The sequence below is a fragment of the Roseateles sp. genome, assembly GCF_046300915.1.
Lineage (GTDB): Bacteria > Pseudomonadota > Gammaproteobacteria > Burkholderiales > Burkholderiaceae_C > Kinneretia.
Window position 1 is genome coordinate 1 of record NZ_JBKCLH010000099.1, and the last position, 15,192, is coordinate 15,192.

Annotated in this window: 12 protein-coding genes and 1 pseudogene; 9 read left to right on the forward strand and 4 right to left on the reverse strand. The window is 67.6% G+C overall.

Features of this window, described 5'->3' with window-relative positions:
* Together ACK5F2_RS07480 and ACK5F2_RS07485 are read left to right on the forward strand one after the other, a co-directional pair.
* The coding region (locus tag ACK5F2_RS07480) for a hypothetical protein (RefSeq protein WP_409863849.1) at positions 1-273 on the forward strand (273 nt) is incomplete at its 5' end.
* A 16-nt stretch (positions 274-289) separates the two neighbouring features.
* Positions 290-1,330, forward strand: coding sequence for a transporter (locus ACK5F2_RS07485; RefSeq protein WP_409863850.1), 1,041 nt, complete (start codon positions 290-292; stop codon positions 1,328-1,330).
* A gap of 18 nt (positions 1,331-1,348) precedes the next feature.
* Here ACK5F2_RS07485 and ACK5F2_RS07490 read toward each other — a convergent pair whose 3' ends face one another.
* The 4 genes from ACK5F2_RS07490 to ACK5F2_RS07505 form a co-directional block, all read right to left on the reverse strand.
* Complete coding sequence (locus ACK5F2_RS07490) at positions 1,349-3,148, reverse strand: ABC transporter substrate-binding protein (protein ID WP_409863852.1); 1,800 nt, start codon at positions 3,146-3,148, stop codon at positions 1,349-1,351.
* A gap of 17 nt (positions 3,149-3,165) precedes the next feature.
* Positions 3,166-5,001 carry an ABC transporter substrate-binding protein gene (locus ACK5F2_RS07495; RefSeq protein ID WP_409863853.1) on the reverse strand — a complete coding sequence of 612 codons (1,836 nt, stop codon included), beginning with the start codon at positions 4,999-5,001 and terminating at the stop codon, positions 3,166-3,168.
* Positions 4,998-6,833: an ABC transporter substrate-binding protein gene (locus ACK5F2_RS07500; RefSeq protein ID WP_409863854.1), complete on the reverse strand. Its 1,836-nt coding sequence runs from the start codon at positions 6,831-6,833 to the stop codon at positions 4,998-5,000. Before ACK5F2_RS07500 ends, ACK5F2_RS07495 begins: the two co-directional genes overlap by 4 nt.
* Positions 6,834-6,906: 73 nt before the next feature.
* Positions 6,907-8,733: an ABC transporter substrate-binding protein gene (locus ACK5F2_RS07505; protein ID WP_409863860.1), complete on the reverse strand. Its 1,827-nt coding sequence runs from the start codon at positions 8,731-8,733 to the stop codon at positions 6,907-6,909.
* A gap of 383 nt (positions 8,734-9,116) precedes the next feature.
* Here ACK5F2_RS07505 and ACK5F2_RS07510 point away from each other — a divergent pair, with 383 nt between their 5' ends.
* The 7 genes and pseudogenes from ACK5F2_RS07510 to ACK5F2_RS07540 all read left to right on the forward strand — a co-directional run.
* Positions 9,117-10,055, forward strand: coding sequence for an ABC transporter permease (locus tag ACK5F2_RS07510; RefSeq protein ID WP_133602072.1), 939 nt, complete (start codon positions 9,117-9,119; stop codon positions 10,053-10,055).
* Entirely contained in the window at positions 10,052-11,107 is a 1,056-nt protein-coding gene (locus tag ACK5F2_RS07515) for an ABC transporter permease (RefSeq protein ID WP_133602071.1), read from the forward strand. The genes ACK5F2_RS07510 and ACK5F2_RS07515 overlap by 4 nt, the downstream gene beginning before the upstream one ends.
* Positions 11,108-11,111: 4 nt before the next feature.
* The gene (locus ACK5F2_RS07520; protein WP_409863856.1) at positions 11,112-12,812 is read left to right on the forward strand and encodes an ABC transporter ATP-binding protein; all 1,701 of its coding nucleotides are present in this window, start codon (positions 11,112-11,114) and stop codon (positions 12,810-12,812) included.
* Positions 12,813-12,967: 155 nt separating this feature from the next.
* Entirely contained in the window at positions 12,968-13,867 is a 900-nt protein-coding gene (locus ACK5F2_RS07525; RefSeq protein ID WP_409863857.1) for an SPFH domain-containing protein, read from the forward strand.
* Between the two features lie 34 nt (positions 13,868-13,901).
* Entirely contained in the window at positions 13,902-14,348 is a 447-nt protein-coding gene (locus ACK5F2_RS07530) for a hypothetical protein (RefSeq protein ID WP_409863858.1), read from the forward strand.
* 110 nt (positions 14,349-14,458) lie between these two features.
* Positions 14,459-14,677, forward strand: coding sequence for a hypothetical protein (locus ACK5F2_RS07535; protein WP_409863859.1), 219 nt, complete (start codon positions 14,459-14,461; stop codon positions 14,675-14,677).
* Between the two features lie 296 nt (positions 14,678-14,973).
* Positions 14,974-15,192 (forward strand): annotated as a pseudogene (locus ACK5F2_RS07540) (hypothetical protein); the annotation flags it as partial.

A 15,192-nucleotide genomic window follows, 5' to 3' on the forward strand; every position in this document is an offset into this window, starting at 1 on the left:
CCGCTTGATGAAGCCCGCTCGCGGACCTCAGGCGGAGTTGAGCAGTACCCGCTCTGGGCACCGCTGTCCAGCACGCTCAGCCGTGCCGGCTTCGAGCCCCGGGACTTCGAGCTGCGCAGCGGCCCGCGCAGCGAGCTGGGCCATCTGATCACCCTGCGCCGCCGCTCCACGGGCCAGCGCCGCCACTACACCGTGATGCCGGGCAGCCCCTGGCTGTTCAACGCCTTTGCCGACCTGACCGGCGGCTGCTTCGGCCAGCCGGCCCCGCACTGAGGGCCGCGCTCAGCCCATGGCCGGCCTGCCTGGCGCTCCCGCCGCCATCTCCAGCTATGGCTGCGATGCCGACGGTCTGATCTGCGGCTACCGCTTGCATCCGGAGCGCCCGGCCGAACCCCTGAGCCAGGCCAGCGAGGCCCTGCCCCTGCATGCGGACAGCGCCGCCGCCGATGGCAGCGTGCTGTGGCTGCACTTCAATCTCAGCCATGCCGGGGCCGAGACCTGGCTGCGCAAGCACGCCACCGATCTGCCCGAGAGCTTTTTTGAAGCCCTGCACGAGAGCGCCTCACGCTCCACCCGCATCGAGCGCGACGGCGACTGCCTGCTGGCCGTGATCAATGACGTGACCTTCGACTTCAGCTTCGAGGCCAGCGACCTGGCCACGCTGTGGCTGGCCCTGAGCCCCGGACTGGTGCTGAGCGCCCGGCGCCGGCCGCTGCGCTCGGTGGACCGGCTGCGCATGGCCGTGCGTCGCGGCGAGCCCCTGGGCTCGGGCCTGGAGCTGCTGACCCATCTGCTGAATGACCAAGCCGATGAGTTGCAACGCATCGTGCGCCAGGCCACGCAGCGGGTGGACGAGATCGAGGACGCCCTGCTGGCCGGTCGCCCCGAGGCCCAGACCGCCGAGATCGCCTCGCTGCGCCGCCTCATGGTGCGGCTGCAGCGCCTGCTGGCCCCCGAGCCCAATGCCCTGCTGCGCATGCTCAGCCGGCCGCCCGCCTGGGTGGCTGTGGAGGCGCGCGAGCAGCTGCGCCGGGCCAGCGAGGAGTTCGCCCTGGTGCTGGGTGATATCGCGGCCCTGCAGGAGCGCATCAAGCTGATGCAGGACGAGAGCGCCACCCGCGTGGCCGAGGCCAATAACCGCAGCCTCTTCACCCTGACCATGGTCACGGTGCTGGCCCTGCCCATCAATCTGGTCTCGGGCCTGTTCGGCATGAATGTGGGCGGCATACCGCTGGCCGAGCATGGCCGGGGCTTCTGGATCATGCTGGCCCTGATCGCCGGGCTGACCGGGGCCATCGCCTTTCTGGCCCTGCGCCGCATGCGGCGCTGACCAGCGCGCGCCGGGGGCTCAGCCCTGCAGATCCACGTAGCGCCACCAGTCGCGGTTGAAGGGGTGGCGCCGGTAGCCCTGCACCTGGGGCTGCCAGAGGTCCACGCGGATGGCGTGGGAATGCGCGATATAGGGCATATAGGCCAGCATCAGCCGGTTGGCCTCGCGCATGGTGGCCAGGCGCTCGGGGCCGTCGGGCAGGCGGCGCTGGCGCTCGTAGAGCCGGTCATAGGCCGGCAGCTGCCAGCGCGCGTCATTGGACTGGCCGGCATTGGGCCCGTAGGCCATGGCCAGGAAGAAGTCGCCGTCGGGCGTGCTGATGTCCCAGCTGAAGCCCCACATCATCAGCTGGCCGGCCAGGCTCTTCTTGATCAGCTCGCCAAACTGGCTGGTCTCGAATTCCATGCGCAGGCCCAGGGCGTCCATGCGCTTTTTCCAGAGCTCGTTGACGGCGCGCTGGCGCGAGTGGGCGGTGCCGGCCATGCGCAGGGTCAGGGGCTGGCCATCGGGATGCTCGCGCCAGCCGTCGCCGTCACGGTCGCGGTAGCCGTAGATGTCCAGCAGGGCGCGGGCGCGCGGCAGGTCGGCGGCACTGAGCTCGCTGCGCAGCTGGGCGTCATGGCCGTAGATCACGGGCGGCAACAGGGACTGGGCCGGCACGGCCTGGCCCTTGAACACCACGCGGTTCTCCTGCTCGCTGTCATAGGCCAGGGCGATGGCGCGGCGCAGGGCCACGCGCTCGGGCGTGTTGCCGCCCACCTGGGGGTCCTGGCAGTTAAAGAAGGTGAACTTGACGTCCGGGCCCAGGCTGGTGCGCGACTGCATGCCCCGCTTGGCCAGATGCGGGGCCAGCCGCCCCCCGGGCATGACCACGGGCGCCAGACCCGGTGGCAGGGTCAGCACATCCAGCTCGCCGCCCTGGAAGGCCAGCCAGCGCGGCTGCTCTTCTTCGATGATGGCAATGTGCACCTCGTCCAGCAGGGGCAGGCGGCGGCCTGCCAGGTGCGTGGCCATGGCCTGGGCCTGGGCGTCGTCCGGCGGGGCCACGCTGTCAAAGCGCTGCTCGCGAAAGCCGGGGTTGCGCTCCAGCACGATGAGGGAGCCGCGCCGCCAGCGCGCCAGCCGGAAGGGGCCCGTGCCCACGGGGTGGGCCATCAGCTCATCGCCATAGGCCTGCACCACCTCGCGCGCCACGGCGCCGGTCAGGCCCGCATTGGCGAAGAGGTGCACGAAGCGCGGATCGCCCTCGGCCAGGCGGATCTCGAAACGGTAGCGGTCCAGGGCGCGCAGGCCCGGCACCGGACGGTCGTAGTCGAAGGGGCGCTGGCTCTTGAGCGCCGCCTGGCGCAGCTCGTTCAGGCCCAGGATCTGGGCACCCTCGAACTGGTAGAGATGCTCGGTGCGCAGGCGCGGATCGAAGAAGCGCTTGATGCTGTAGACATAGTCCTCGGCCACGAGCTCGCGGCGCTGACCCTTGAAGGCCGGATCGTCAGCAAAGAAGATGCCGGGCCGGATGCTGAAGACAAAGTGCCGCGCATCGGCGCTGATCTCGGGCAGGGCCGCCGCCGTCAGCGGGCGCAGCACCGCCCCTGGCGCCAGCGGGTCGTAGCTGAGCGGCGGCTCGAAGATATGGGCGTTGATGTGCACCGAGGTCTGGTCCGAGACCTGGGGCGGGTCGAAGCCCACCTCCGCGGTCTGGAAGGCGACGCGCAGCACCTTGCGGTCGGTGGCCGCCAGGCCCGCGCCCGGCAAGGCCACGCCGGCGGCGGCCAGGCTGCCCAGCAGCAGATCGCGGCGGCGCGGGGTGATGCAGCTCATGCCCGGCTTGCGCAGCTTCAGCGCGCGGTCTCGCGCTTGCTGTCGTCAATGTCCACGTACTGCCACCAGACATTGCCGAAGGGCGGGCGCTTGTAGCCGATCAGCCAGGGCTGGCTGAGGTCGTTGATGATGCGGTGCACCGTGTACTTCTGCGGCATGAAGGCCACCGTGATGCGCTGGGCCTCGCGCAGCAGGGCCAGGCGCTCGGGGCCGTCCGGCAGCTCCTGCATGCGCTTGTAGATGGCGTCGAAGCGATCGTTGCGGAAGCGCGCCAGGTTCTGGCCGCCGGCGTCCGGGCCGTTGAGGATCTGCAGACCGTCCTGCACATCGGGCGAGCTGGCGCTATAGCCCAGCTGCCAGATCTGCAGCTGGCCGGCGCGCGCGCTCTTGAGCTGCTCGGGCCACTTGCCGGCCTTGATCTTGAAGCGCACGCCCAGGGCGTCCATGTTCTTCTTCCAGAGCTCGTCGAACTGGCGCGAGAGCGCGTCGGGCTGGCTGGCGTACTCGATCTCCAGGGGCTTGCCATCGGGCAGCTCGCGCCAGCCGTCGCCGTCGCGGTCCTTGTAGCCGTACATCTCCAGCAGGGCCTTGGCGCGCGGCAGGTCGAAGTCGCTGTTCTCGGTCTTGAACTCCGGGTCGTAGCCATAGGAGAAGGGCGCCACCACGGACTGGGCCACGATGGCCTGGCCGCGCCGCACCAGACGGATCTCGCGGTCCACATTGGTGGCCATGCTGATGGCGCGGCGCAGCGCCACCTTCTCGGCCGTGTAGCCGCCCACCACCGGGTCTTCCATATTGAAGTAGTAGAGCACCCGGTCGGTGTTGAGCACGCGCTCCAGCTGCACGCCGCGCTTGGCCAGGTTGGGCGCCAGCTGGCCATGCGGCAGGGCCACGCCGCTGAATTCCAGGGGCACGGACACCAGGTCGAACTCGCCGTTCAGAAAGGCCAGCCAGCGCGGCTGCGACTCCTCGATGATGGAGATGTGCACCTCGTCCAGCATGGGCAGGCGACGGCCCTTGAAACGGGCGGCGAACTCCTGGGCCCGCGCATCGTCGGCATTGGGCTCGGCGTCGTAGACCAGCTCGCGGTAGCTGGGGTTGCGTTCCAGCACGATCTGGGAACTGCGGCGCCAGCTCTTGAGCTTGAAGGGCCCCGTGCCCACCGGATGCTCCATGATCTTGTCGCCGTAATGCTCCACCACCTCGCGGGCCACGGCGCCGAACAGGCTGTTGTCCGCCAGCGTGAAGAGCAGGCGCGGGCGCGGCTCCTTGAGCTTGATCTGCAGGGTGTAGCGGTCCAGGGCCCGCAGGCCCTCGACCGGGGTGTCGTAGTCAAAGGGCTTCTTGGTCTTGATGGCGGCCTGGCGCAGCTCCTCCACGCCCAGCATGCCGACGGAGGCCATGCCGGCATAGACGGGGCTCTTGGTGGCCGGGTCAAAGAAGCGCTTGAAGGCGTAGACAAAGTCCTCGGCCACCAGCTCGCGCGGCTTGCCCTTGAAGACCGGGTCATCGGTGAAGAAGATGCCGGGCTTGAGCTTGATGGTCCAGGTCCGGTAGTCGGCGCTGACCTCGGGCATATCGGCCGCCACATTGGGCTTGACCTTGTAGGGGCGGGCCAGATAGTCGTACTTGTACAGGCCCTCGAAGAGATGGCCGGTGACGATGCGCGAGTACAGATCGCTGAGCTGGGCGGGGTCGAAGCCCGTTTCGGAGGCCACAAAGGCATAGCGCAGCACCTTGGGCGCGGCCGCCGCCTCGCCCTTGTTGGCCAGGGCCTGGGGCGCGGCAGCGCTCAGCAGCAGGGCGGCGGCGAGGGGCGCCAGGGCGCCGGCAAAGAGTTGTCTGCGTTTCATGGTTGGGCTTTCAGGGTCGGGGCCACATCCACGTACTGCCACCAGTCCTGCCAGAACAGGGGGCGGCGGTAGCCGATCAGCCAGGGCTGGTTCACATCGGTGATGAGCCGGTGCACATGGTTGCGATAGGGCAGGTAGACCGCGGCGATGCGCTTGGCCTCCTCGATCAAGGCCAGGCGCTCGGGGCCGTCGGGCAGGGTCTGCATGCGCTCGTACAGGCGGTCAAAGGCCGGCAGCTTGAAGCGCGAGAGGTTCTGCCCGCCCATGGCCGGGCCGTAAAGGCGCTGCAGCGCCGCCTGCGCATCGGGCTTGTCGGCCGAGGAGGCCACGCCCCACATCTGGAACTTGCCGCCGCGCACGCTCTTGAGGTTCTCGGGCCATTTGGCGGTCTTGAACTCGATGCGCAGGCCCACGGCCCTGAGGTTCTTCTGCAGGATCTCGTCGAGCTGGCGCGAGGCGCTCTCGGGCTGGGTGTGGCGGGTCAGGGTCAGGGGGCTGCCATCGGGCAGCTCGCGCCAGCCGTCGCCGTCGCGGTCCACATAGCCATAGAGCTCCAGCAGGGCCTTGGCCCGGGCCGGATCGAAGTCGCTCATGCTGCTCTTGAACTGCGGCGAGTAGCCGGTGGTGTGGGGCACCACGGGCGACTGTGCGGGAATGGCCTGGCCGCGGCGCACCAGACGGATCTCGCGGTCCACATCGATGGCCAGGCCGATGGCGCGGCGCAGGGCCACCTTCTCGGCCGTGTAGCCGCCCACCACCGGGTCTTCCATATTGAAGACGGTCATGGTGGATTCGGGGCCCACGATGCGGTTTGCCTGGATGCCGCGCCGCGCCAGGCCGGGCGCCAGCTGGCCATTGGGCAGGGCCTGGCTGATGAACTCGGCCGGCACGCGCTCCAGATAGTCCTTCTCGCCGTTCAGAAAACTCAGCCAGCGCGGCTGGGCTTCCTCGATCACAGAGATCTCCACCCGGTCCAGCATGGGCAGGCGGCGGCCCTTGAAGCGGGCCAGCATGGCCTGACCCTCGGCGTCATCGGCCGCGGGCTCGGCGTCGTAGACGCGCTCACGGTAGGCGGGGTTGCGCTCCAGCACCATGCGCGAGCTGCGTCGCCACTCCTTGAGCACAAAGGGCCCGGTGCCCACCGGATGCTCCATGCTCTTGCCGGGATAGGCCTCGATCACCTCGCGCGCCACCGCGCCATAGAGGTCGGAGCCGGTCAGCAGGGCCTGCAGCAGATGGGGCCGCCCCTGCTGCACGCGGATCTGCAGGGTGTGGCGGTCCAGGGCGCGCAGACCCTCGATGGGGCTGTCGTAATCAAAGGCCTGCTTGCTCTTGAGCGCCTGCTCGCGCAGGGCCTTGAGGCCCAGGATGCCGGCGTCCTCCAGCGTGGCCCAGGCCGGGCTCTTGAAGGCCGGATCGGCAAAGCGCTTGAAGCTGTAGACATAGTCCTCGGCCACCAGCTCACGCTTCTTGCCGCCAAAGGCCGGGTCGTCGGCAAAGAAGATGCCGGGCTGGAGCCGGATGGTCCAGGTCCGGAAGTCCTCGCTGACTTCGGGCATGGCCGCCGCCGTCAGCGGCTTGAGGCGCACCGGGCGGGCCAGCGGGTCGTACTGGTACAGCGCCTCGAAGATATGGGCGGTGACGGTGCGCGAGTAGATGTCGGAGAGCTGGGCCGGGTCAAAGCCCGTCTCCGCCACCTGGAAGGCGTAGCGCAGCACCTTGGCCCCGGGGGGCGGCGCATCGGCCGCCAGCGCCCGGATGGGCCCCAGGGACAGGGCCGCCAGGGTGCCCAGAGCGGCCAGAGTGCAGAGATGGCGACGCAGGATCTTCATGGTGGGGTACACGCTTCTCGCTAGTCGGGCCGCCCCGGTCGGGCGCTGCACTCAGGGGCTCTGGGGCACAGGCTCAGCGCGACTGCTGCTGCTTGAGCCGTTCGGTGTCGACGTCCACGTACTGCCAGAAATCGCGGATGAAGACATTGCGGTCAAAACCGATCACCCAGGGCTGGGCCAGGTCGGTGAAGAGGCGATGCACCGTGATCTTGTAGGGCATGTAGGCGATCATCAGCTTGGCCGCCTGCTCCATCAGGGCCTGGCGCTCGGGGCCGTTGGGCAGCAGCTTCTGCTTCTGGTAGAGCGCGTTGTAGGCCGGCAGGTCGAAGCGCGACTTGTTGGCCTGGCCCTTGGCGCGGCCGTCACCCAGGGCCAGGAAGGTGTCGCCGTCCGGTGCGGTGGCCACCCAGGACACGCCCCACATCATCAGCTTGCCGGCATTGGCGCTCTTGAGGTTCTCGGGCCACTTGGCGGTCTTGAACTCGATGCGCACGCCCAGGGCGTCCATATTCTTCTGCCACTGCTCGATGAGCTGGCGGCTCTGGCTGTCGGGCTGGGTGGCGTACTCGATCACCAGGGGCTTGCCGTCCGGCAGATCGCGCCAGCCGTCGCCGTTCTTGTCCACATAGCCGTACAGATCCAGCAGGGCCTTGGCCTTGGGCAGGTTGTACTCGCTCATCTCGGACTTGTAGTCCGGGCGGTAGCCGAAGGTGCCGGGGCCGAAGGGGCCCTGGGCCGGCAAGGCCTGGCCGCGGCGCGGCAGGCGGATTTCCTTGTCGATGTCCACGGCCAGCGAGATGGCGCGGCGCAGGGCCACCTTCTCGGGCGTGTAGCCGCCCACCACCGGGTCTTCCATATTGAAGTAGCTGAAGGCCACTTCCGGATAGGGGAAGCGCACCGCGCGCATGCCTTCCTTGGCCAGATTGGGCGCCAGCTTGCCATTGGGCGTGGCGATGCTCACGTATTCGGAGGGCACTTCCTCCAGCACATCGGCCTCATGGCGCAGGAAGGACAGCCAGCGCGGCTGGTTCTCCTCGATGATGGCGATCTCCACCCGGTCGGTCAGGGGCAGGCGGCGGCCCTTGAGCTGGGCGGCCTGGGCCTTGAGCACCGGGTCGGCATCGGCGGGCGGCTGCTCGTCGTAGAGCTCCTCGCGGTAATTCGGATTGCGCTCCAGCACGATGCGCGAGCTGCGGCGCCATTCGGCCAGACGGTAGGGCCCGGTGCCCACCGGGTGCTCCATGATCTTCTTCTCGCCGTAGTACTCCACCACCTCGCGCGCCATGGCGCCCAGGAAGGCCGAGTCGGCAAACTGGTTGATGAAGCGCGGGTCACCCACGCCCAGCTTGACGCGGAAGGTGTAGCGGTCCAGCAGCTGCAGGCCCTCGACCTCGCGGTCGTAGTCAAAGGGCTTCTTGGCGGCCATCAGCTCCTTGCGCAGCTCGGACAGGCCCAGGATCTGCACGTTCTCCAGCAGATAGAGGTTGCGGCTGTTGAGCGCCGGGTCGTAGTGGCGCTTGATGGAGTAGATGTAGTCGGCCGCAGTGAGCTCGCGCTTCTTGCCGCCAAAGGCCGGATCGTCCGAGAAGTAGATGCCGGGCTTGATGCGGAAGGTCAGGGTCTTGAAGTCCTCCGAGATCTCGGGCATGGCCGCGGCCGTGGAGGGACGCAGCTGGTAGGGGCGGGCTAGGTAGGCGAATTCCAGCGGCGCCTCGAAGATGCCGGCGGCCACCGTCTTGGAGTAGCGGTCCGAGATCTGGGCGGGATCGAAGCCGGTTTCGGCCACGCGGAAGGAATACCTCAGCGTCTTGGTGGGCTGGGCCGTCTGGGCCGCCACAGTCAGGGAGAAGGCGCCGAGCAGGGCGGCCAGGCCAGCAGCCCTTGCAAATCCACGTCGCATCACGTCAAGAATCCTTATCTCGCAAACCACAACGCCACCGGCCTTGTGGGCGGCGGGGCGCATCACTACAGGGGACCGGCGCGGATGGGCGCGGGCTCCGGGCGAAGCCGCGCAGTCTAAGGCGCCGGGAGGCTAAAAGCCATGCACGGCAACCCCAGGAGCGCGGCCCCCAGGGTGCATCGGGCGCGCATTTTCGCCCAGAAACGCCCGGTTTCGCCCCGGTTCATGGGGTTCATGCGGGGCTTTTCCCCGTAAACCAAGGGCAAATGCGGGTTGTCCCCAGGTCCGCGTCCATTAGACTCCCGCCTGTTTTCGCCCTGGGAACCCCGGTCGCCACAAGTGCCCGGGGTTTCGTTTTAGACCTTGCTTGGAGACCGACAGCGATGGCGGCATACCTGATAAGGCGCCTGTGGCAAATGATTCCCACCCTGCTGGGCGTCGTGCTGCTGGTGTTCTTCCTCTTCAAATACTTCGGTGGTGACCCCGCCGAGATCCTGGGTGGCCTGAATGCCAGCCCCGAACAGATCGAAGCGATCCGCGAACAGCTGGGTCTGAACAAGCCGGTCTGGGAACAGCTCTTCATCTTCCTGAAGCAGATCGTCACCTTCGACTGGGGCAAGAGCTGGGCCACCAATGAATCGGTCGCCAACCTGTTCGCCAGCCGCCTGCCGGCCACGCTGACGGTGATGCTGCCCATCCTGGTGCTGGAAGTGCTGCTGGCCATCCCCTTCGCCCTGGGCGTGGCCTATGTGCGCGGCAGCCTGACCGACCGCTCGGTGATGATCATCACCACGGTGGCCGTGTCCATCTCCCTGCTGGTCTATGTGATCGTGGCCCAGTATGTGTTCGCCTTCCGCCTGGGCTGGTTCCCGGTGCAGGGCTGGACCGACAGCGTCTGGACCAACCTGACCACCTATGCGCCGCTGCCGGTGCTGGTGGCCGTGGCCGTGGCCCTGGCGCCGCAGACCCGTCTGTACCGCACCTTCTTCCTGGATGAGATCGGCCACGACTATGTGCGCACCGCGCGCGCCAAGGGTCTGACCGAGAAGACCATCCTGCTCAAGCATGTGCTGCGCAACGCGATGATCCCCATCCTGACCAATGTGGCGGTGGCGCTGCCGGGCGTGTTCGTGGGCTCCTTCCTGCTGGAAGTGTTCTTCTCGATCCCGGGTCTGGGCCGCGAAATCCTGCTGGCCGTGAACCGCAGCGACTACCCCGTCATCCAGGCCTTCGCGATCTATATCGCCTTCCTGACCATGGTGGTCAACCTCCTGACTGACCTGCTGTACAAGCTGGTCGACCCGCGCGTGGTGCTGAAATGAGCGCAGTGCTTTCTACCCCCAACACCGCTGCGGCCAAGCCGCAGCGCTCCGAAGGCGTCTGGGCCGCGTCCTGGCGCCGCATGCGTGCCGACAAGGTGGGCATGGTCTGCATGACCATCGTCGGCCTGTTCCTGCTGCTGGTCATCGCCTCGGGCGCCGGCCTCGTGGCCAAGGACTGGCAGAAGGAAGTGGGCGTGGCCAATGCGCCGCCCACCTTCATGGGTCCGGCCCCGGCCGAAGCCATGGGCACCATCGCCACGCCCAAGGGCCCCAATGTGGACCTCTCGGACATCGACCCGCTGGCCCCGCGCTACCAGGAATGGGAAGAGCGCGCCAAGCAGTTCAAGACCGAGGAAGTGGTCAAGGCCGAGACCCTGCCGCTGGGCGGTGACCGCCTGGGCCGCGATGTGCTGGCCAAGGTGATCAAGGGCGCCGAGGTCTCCATCATGGTGGGCGTGCTGGCGGCCGTGGTGGCCACCATCATCGGCACCGTGCTGGGCGCCATCTCGGGCTTCTTCGGCGGCAAGGTGGGCGACTTCCTGGAGTGGCTCTACAACGTCTTCACCGCCATCCCCGGCATCCTGCTGATCTTCGCCTTCGCCGTGATCTTCGGCCGCGGCGTGCTCTCGGTGGTGATGATCCTGGGCCTGGCCGGCTGGCCCGGCATCTACCGCCTGATCCGGGCGGAGTTCATGAAGCATTCGGTGCGCGAGTACGTGCGTTCGGCCGAGGCCATTGGCGCCTCCAAGACCAGCCGCATGTTCAAGCACATCCTGCCCAATGTCTCGCATGTGGCCCTGGTGCAGCTCTCCCTGCATGTGGTGGCCTTCATCAAGAGCGAAGTGATCCTGTCCTATCTGGGTCTGGGTGTGGGCGTGGACCAGGTCTCCTGGGGCACCATGCTCTCCGAGAGCCAGAGCGAGCTGATCCTGGGCTACTGGTGGCAGCTGGCCGCCGTGACCGGCTTCATGGCCATCTTCGTCACCGCCTTCGCGCTCTTCACCGATGCGCTGCGCGATGCGCTGGATCCCAAGCTGCGTGGCCTGGAGTAAAGACATGCTTCTGAGTATTCAAGACCTGAAGGTCGCCTTCCGCATGGGCAAGGTCGACGGCCAGATGCAGCGCCAGCTGGCCGTCAAGGGCGTGAGCTTCGACATCCCCGAGAACAGCACCGTGGCCCTGGTGGGCGAATCGGGCTCGGGCAAGAGCGTCACCGCCATGTCCATCCTCAACCTGCTGCCCAGCAACGCCGAGCGCGAAGGCAAGATCCTGTTCCAGGGTCGTGACCTGCTGCAGACCTCGCTGTCCGAGCTGCAAGGCGTGCGCGGGCGCGAGATCGCCTGCGTGTTCCAGGATCCCATGACCTCGCTGAACCCCGTGTTCACCGTGGCCGACCAGATCATGGAGCCCCTGATCAAGCACATGGGCATGAGCCGCAAGCAGGCCCTGGTGCGCGCCGAGGAGCTGCTCAACGAAGTGGGCATCCCCGAGCCCAAGCGCCGCCTCAAGGCCTACCCGCACGAGATGTCGGGTGGCCAGCAGCAGCGCGTGATGATCGCCGTGGCCCTGGCCTGCAGCCCTAAGCTGCTGATCGCCGATGAGCCCACCACGGCGCTGGACGTGACCATCCAGCGTCAGGTGATGGAGCTGATGGCCAAGCTCAAGGAAACGCACAAGCTGAGCATGCTGTTCATCTCGCATGACCTGGGCGTGGTGGGCGAGATCTCGGACCAGGTGGTGGTGATGCGCCACGGCCAGATCCGCGAGAAGGCGCCGGTGGCGCAGATCTTCAAGAACCCGCAGGACAGCTACACCAAGGCCCTCCTGGCCTGCCGCCCCTCGCTGAGCGAGAACCCGGCCCGCCTGATGGTGATCGACGATCACATCGCCGGCCAGAACGGCGAGCAGCGCGCCCGCGTGGAGGGCAAGGCCAAGGACCCGAACGCCCCCGTCATCCTGGAGGTGCGCGGCCTGAAGAAGAGCTTCTTCTTCAAGGAAGGCCTGTTCGGCAAGAAGGAGTTCAAGGCCGTCAAGGGCGTGAACTTCCAGCTCAAGAAGGGCTACACCCTGGGCGTGGTGGGCGAGTCCGGTTCGGGCAAGACCACCATGGGCCTGACCCTCTTGCGTCTGCACGAGCCCACCGGCGGCGAGGTGATGTTCGAGGGCAAGGATCTGCTCAAGATGAGCGGCAATGACTGGCAGAAGATGCGCCGCCGCATCCAGGTGGTGTTCCAGAACCCCTATGCCTCGCTGAACCCGCGCTTCACCATCGGCCAGACCCTGGTCGAGCCCATGGAGATCCACGGCATCGGCGCCAACCACAGCGAGCGCCTGGCCACGGCCAGCGCCCTGCTGAAGAAGGTCGGTCTGGACGACAGCGCGCTCAACAAGTACCCGCACGAGTTCTCCGGCGGCCAGCGCCAGCGCATCGCCATCGCGCGCTGCCTGACGCTCAAGCCCGAGGTGCTGGTGCTGGACGAGGCGGTGTCGGCTCTGGACGTGTCGGTGCAGGCCCAGGTGCTGAACCTGCTGAAGGATCTGCAGGACGAGTTCGGCCTGAGCTATATCTTCATCAGCCATGACCTGGCCGTGGTGAAGTTCATCTCCGACGAGGTGCTGGTGATGCAGAACGGCGATGTGGTCGAGCAAAGCGAGACCCAGGCCCTGCTGGCCGCCCCCAAGCAGGAGTACACCCGCCGCCTGCTGGGCGCCGTGCCGCGTGGCTACCAGGAAGGCGCCGCCGCAGCCGCGGCCTGACCGGTTTCGGTCTCAATGAGAAGGGCGGCCTTGGAGCCGCCCTTTTCTATTGCACGGGCGAGACCTTCCGGTCTTCATGAGGCGCTCAGGCCAGGCCATTGCATTCCCTCGAGCATGCAATTAAAGTGATATCACTTTTAAGGGAGTGACATCATATGAACCACAACGGCATCGGTGCGGGGCTGAAGGAAACGCCGGCCAGCACCGCCAACGGCTATCTGGCCATCCTGCTGGGTCTGGGTGCACTGGCGGCCGGCGTGCTGCTCGCCTGGCTGACCCAGGGACGCCCGGCCACGGCCCTGATCCTGAGTGGCCTGCTGCTGGGCGCCGGCGGCGCGATGCTCGCAGGCCTGTACATGCAGCAGCCCGGCGAGGGCCGCATCCTCACCCTGTTCGGCCAGTACCGCGGCACCGACCGCATGGCCGGCCTGCGATGGGCCAATCCCCTGACCCTCAAGCGCCGCGTCTCGCTGCGCGCGCGAAATTTCAACGCCCCCACCCTCAAGGTCAATGACAAGCGCGGCAACCCGGTGGAGATCAGCGCCGCCCTGGTCTGGCGGGTGGAAGACACGGCCCGTGCCGTCTTCGAGGTGGACGACTATGAGCGTTATGTCGCCATCCAGGCCGAGGCCGCGATCCGCCATCTGGCCGCCCAGTTCGCCTACGACGAGGGTGAGGACCTGGCCCCGGCTGAGCCCACACTGCGCGCCGGCGCCGACGAGGTGGTCAGCGCCCTGAAGTCCGAGCTGCAGGCACGATTCGCCGAGGCGGGCATCAGCGTGCAGGATGCCAAGATCACCCATCTGGCCTATGCCCCCGAGATCGCCCAGGTGATGCTGCGCCGCCAGCAGGCCGAGGCCATCATCAGCGCCCGCAAAAAGATCGTGCAGGGCGCGGTCAGCATGGTGGAGGAGGCGCTCAAGGGCCTGTCGGAGCGCTCCATCGTGGAGCTGGACGACGAGCGCAAGGCCGCCATGGTCTCCAATCTGCTGGTAGTCCTGTGTTCCGACAAGGACACCCAGCCCATCGTCAATACCGGCACGCTTTACAACTGAGCCGAACCGCGCCTGCATCAATAGGGCACACGCCATGAGTCACACGATGACACCCCGCCGCTTCCGCCAACTGCTGAGCCTGGCCATCCTGCTCGCCATCGCCTCCGTCTGCGTCGACCTGCTCTTTCCGCAGTTGCTGCCTTCGGCCTTCCGGGACCTGATGGAGCAGCAGGATGCAGCCCAGCCAGACGGACTGGTGATGGCCATGGGCCTGGTCTGCCTGGCCTTTCTGCCTGTCGGCATCTGGGCCACGATCGGACTGTTCCGCTTCCGTGCCGCAGGCCGACGCTGGTCGTTGATCTTGTCGATCGTCGCCCTGCCGCTGGCCCTGCTGATGGGGCCGCTGACCCTTTCAGGCCTGGCTCTGGTGCTCACCGAGCTCTCGGCGATGCTCTGGGGCGGCACCCTCGCCCTGGCCTACTACCACGCCGAGCTGGCCGGGCGCTTCAATACGGGTTCGCCCCGACCCGGTAGGGACTGAAGCTCAATGCGCAGGCTGTTCCCTCTTGCCTGGCCGGACCTTTGCCCGCCGCCGATGGCGGCTTTAGGGCGCGGCGGCACGGCGCCACGGCGCCAGCTCCGCCGCTAACCATGGCCAGCCCGGACAAGAAAAGCTTTGCACTGCGCATCGATCCCGCCATCTGGGCCGAGATCGAGCGCCTGGCTGCGCAGGAGCTGCGCTCGGCCAATGCCCAGATCGAGTACCTGCTGCGCGAGGCCCTGGCCCGCCGCGGCATCCGGCCCGACAAGACCCCGGCGACCCGGCGCGGCCGCCCACCCGGGCCACCGACTCAGGACGATGAGGGCTGAGCCTCGGCCCGGAGCTTGTGCCGGCGCAACAGGGTCCAGACCACGAGCAGCAGCCGCAAGCCCGAGGCCGACGATCAGCGCCAGCACAGCCGTCAGCAGGCGGCGCTGATTCTTGTCCTGCCGGGATTTGGTAACCCTTGTTTGCGACCCATTCCGCCATCGGTAGTTCGATTGATTGGCTAGCACAACCACAAGGCACGGCCGCAGGTGCTGGCCAAGCCGGGACAACCCCAGGCCGGCATGGGTCGGGGCCGCCCAGCACAATGCCAGGACCTTGCTGACCCAGCCCAGCCCCCATGAGCGCCGCCGCCCCAAGCCCCACCATTGACCCGGCCGAACGCCAGCGCTACGAGCGCCTGGCCGCCCTGGGGTGGGATCCGCGTGGCCCCATGCGGCCGCTGCATGTGCTCAACCAGCTGCGCAGCGCCTACCTGCTGGAGCATCTGGCCGCGCACTTCGGCCGGGCCGCGGGTGATCTGCGCGGCCTGCGGGTGCTGGACCTGGGCTGCGGCGCC

Coding starts and splice junctions, on each gene's coding strand:
- ACK5F2_RS07485 (WP_409863850.1), top strand. CDS start 290: ATGGCCGGCCTGCCTGGCGCTCCCGCCGCCATCTCCAGCTATGGCTGC.
- ACK5F2_RS07490 (WP_409863852.1), bottom strand. CDS start 3,148: ATGAGCTGCATCACCCCGCGCCGCCGCGATCTGCTGCTGGGCAGCCTG.
- ACK5F2_RS07495 (WP_409863853.1), bottom strand. CDS start 5,001: ATGAAACGCAGACAACTCTTTGCCGGCGCCCTGGCGCCCCTCGCCGCC.
- ACK5F2_RS07500 (WP_409863854.1), bottom strand. CDS start 6,833: ATGAAGATCCTGCGTCGCCATCTCTGCACTCTGGCCGCTCTGGGCACC.
- ACK5F2_RS07505 (WP_409863860.1), bottom strand. CDS start 8,733: ATGCGACGTGGATTTGCAAGGGCTGCTGGCCTGGCCGCCCTGCTCGGC.
- ACK5F2_RS07510 (WP_133602072.1), top strand. CDS start 9,117: ATGGCGGCATACCTGATAAGGCGCCTGTGGCAAATGATTCCCACCCTG.
- ACK5F2_RS07515 (WP_133602071.1), top strand. CDS start 10,052: ATGAGCGCAGTGCTTTCTACCCCCAACACCGCTGCGGCCAAGCCGCAG.
- ACK5F2_RS07520 (WP_409863856.1), top strand. CDS start 11,112: ATGCTTCTGAGTATTCAAGACCTGAAGGTCGCCTTCCGCATGGGCAAG.
- ACK5F2_RS07525 (WP_409863857.1), top strand. CDS start 12,968: ATGAACCACAACGGCATCGGTGCGGGGCTGAAGGAAACGCCGGCCAGC.
- ACK5F2_RS07530 (WP_409863858.1), top strand. CDS start 13,902: ATGAGTCACACGATGACACCCCGCCGCTTCCGCCAACTGCTGAGCCTG.
- ACK5F2_RS07535 (WP_409863859.1), top strand. CDS start 14,459: ATGGCCAGCCCGGACAAGAAAAGCTTTGCACTGCGCATCGATCCCGCC.